Annotated in this window: 2 protein-coding genes and 1 CRISPR repeat array; both genes read left to right on the top strand. The window is 29.6% G+C overall.

The annotated features are described in order from the left end of the window. Positions 1–347 (top strand): polysaccharide biosynthesis protein (locus VK998_RS01045; RefSeq protein WP_325224498.1); only part of this gene is annotated, 347 nt, incomplete at its 5' end. A 2-nt stretch (positions 348–349) separates the two neighbouring features. Next, positions 350–1,801 (top strand): TIGR03986 family type III CRISPR-associated RAMP protein, encoded by a 1,452-nt coding sequence (locus tag VK998_RS01040; protein ID WP_325224499.1) that lies wholly within the window; start codon positions 350–352, stop codon positions 1,799–1,801. 229 nt (positions 1,802–2,030) lie between these two features. Next, positions 2,031–2,330: a CRISPR direct-repeat array (repeat unit 30 nt; unit sequence GTTGCTAGACTACCTATGAGGAATTGAAAC). Positions 2,331–2,496 lie beyond the last annotated feature (166 nt).

The following is a 2,496-nucleotide window of genomic DNA, read 5'->3' as shown; positions in this document are numbered from 1 at the left end:
ATTTAGCAAAAGAATTAATTAAACTTTCAGGCTTTGAACCTAATGTAGATATTCCAATCAAAATAGTTGGACTTAGACCAGGAGAAAAACTATTCGAGGAGTTATTACTAGCTGAAGAAGGCATAAGCAAAACCAAGCATGATAAAATATTTATAGGCCGACCTACATTTTTTGATTATAAATTATTACTAAATTCTATAGATAGTCTAAGAGAAATAATTGATGATGGAACTGACGAAGATATAAAAAAACATATAAAAACAATGGTACCTACATATAGAAAAGACAATCCTATCAATGATGAAGAAATTGATAAAAGTATAGTCATAACTAGTGAGGGAAGTTAAGAATATTATGGTGCAACGGGGATAGTAGAGAAAGATATGGCTACCAACCTTATCAAGTTGAAATATCTTTTGAGTTTGATAATAAAAACGGAAAGGTAACTAAGATAGGTAAAAAAGGAAAATATAATAATTTAGGCTATATTTTATCGGGTGGATTTGTACAAGGGAAACGAAGCCATTATGTAGTTCCAGAAATGAATACAGAAAGTGGAGCAATAGAAATATTACAGGATGATAAGGAAACCTATATTGATGACTTGCTATTAACTAAAAAAGCAGATATAGGTGAGGGTGGAGTAGTTAAAGTAAAGAAAGAATTTGAATTTTTTGCTTTACCTGAAGGCAATGAGAAAAAACCAGTATTTTATATAAAAACAGATAGATTACATTTTGGTTTTACTCCTTATTTGAGAATGTTTTATAGCAAAAGTATTTTAGATGGTATTCCAGAAAGATATAAAGATATAGAGGGAATTAGTTATACTGATGGAATATTTGGATTTATAAACAAACCATATAAGAAAAATGGAGAAATAAAGAATTATAGCTATAAATCTAGAGTTAGTTTTGAGGATGCAGAAGTTATTGGGGAAGCTAAAGTAGACAGTGAAAGTACTATGCAAATATTGCTTGCTGAGCCAAAACCTACAAGCTATAATTTATATCTAGAACAAGATAAAAATGCAAATAAGAAAAACCTTGATATCTATGAAAAGAATTTTACAATAAGAGGGTTTAAACAATATTGGTTAAAGGATTATGTAGAAAATTTGGGATTAGAGGATAGTAAAGCTCAAAATATGAAATTTAAAATACATCCACTAAAAGAAGGAACAAAATTTAAAGGTAAGATTTATTTTGATAATTTGGATGAAGAAGAATTAGGATTACTTATTTGGGCATTGAAATTAGATGAAAATTGCTATCAAAACATTGGACTTGCTAAACCTTATGGTTTCGGTAGAGTTAAAGTCAAGGATATAATATTGAATATAGAAGATTTGGATAAAAAGTATAATTCTTTTAACTTTGATTATTATGAAAAAGCAGATTTAGATAAGTATATAAATATTTATAAAGATAATTTTTCAAAGAAGAATCTAAATAGCAGAAAGATAGATGAACAAAAGCCAGTTGAAGAGTTAATGTTAATAAAATCTAAAGTAGTAAAATTTGAGGATGCAAATTATTATAGATATATGGAAATAGAACTAGTTCAAGCTAAAGGTAGAAAAGTTAATGAATTTAGATATATGAATGTTTTACCTGAAATACTTGAGTATGAGAAACTAACTAAAGATTTTCGTGGGAAGAATTCATCAAAACAAAAAAAAGGTAACAATAGATCAAGGAAAAATAAAAACAATCGATCTAATTGGCAAACTCATAATAATTTAATGGCTCAAGCTTTTAATAAGGCAAAAAAGGAAAAACAAAAAAGAAAGAAGAAATAATGAGACGGTAAGGACGATTTTCGTTATCTCATAGTATTAAATAAGAAAATTTGTCGTCGACCCTAGGTAGTGCAAAAATCCCTAGGGAGCGACGACATTTTATTTTTTATAAACAATGTGGTGATAGTAATGGGTATAGACGAAAATATGAGAAATATGGAGTTGAAAATGCAGAATATTTGTATTTGACAGAAAATGATAAATGTAGTAATATCAATATATAGAACGAGTTGCTAGACTACCTATGAGGAATTGAAACACTCCCTCTATCACGTACTCGCTATCTTCGCTTAGCAGGTTGCTAGACTACCTATGAGGAATTGAAACTCAAAAGCAAACTATTGATGCAACCTCCAGGGAGCAAGTTGCTAGACTACCTATGAGGAATTGAAACAAAGTAAAAGGGGATTCTATGATAGACGCCAGAATTAAGTTGCTAGACTACCTATGAGGAATTGAAACTATAGATTATTGGTTTGGTAATCCTCAAACCATTCATGTTGCTAGACTACCTATGAGGAATTGAAACGAAAATCCTCTTCCTCTACATTTTTGAATCTTCGGTCATAGCAAATTGCTATGTTTGAGAATGGTTCATCACAGTGGTCAATAATACTACATTCGCCACAGTGCATATTTAATTTTCCAATCTTCATTAAAATTCCCCCTTAAATTTTAATAGATTTAATCTCAAG

It is taken from the genome of Schnuerera sp. (assembly GCF_035459645.1).
In the GTDB taxonomy this organism is placed as follows: Bacteria; Bacillota; Clostridia; order Tissierellales; family Tepidimicrobiaceae; genus Schnuerera.
The sequence above is the reverse complement of the archived record's forward strand: the minus strand, read 5'-3'. Positions and strand labels throughout refer to the sequence as shown.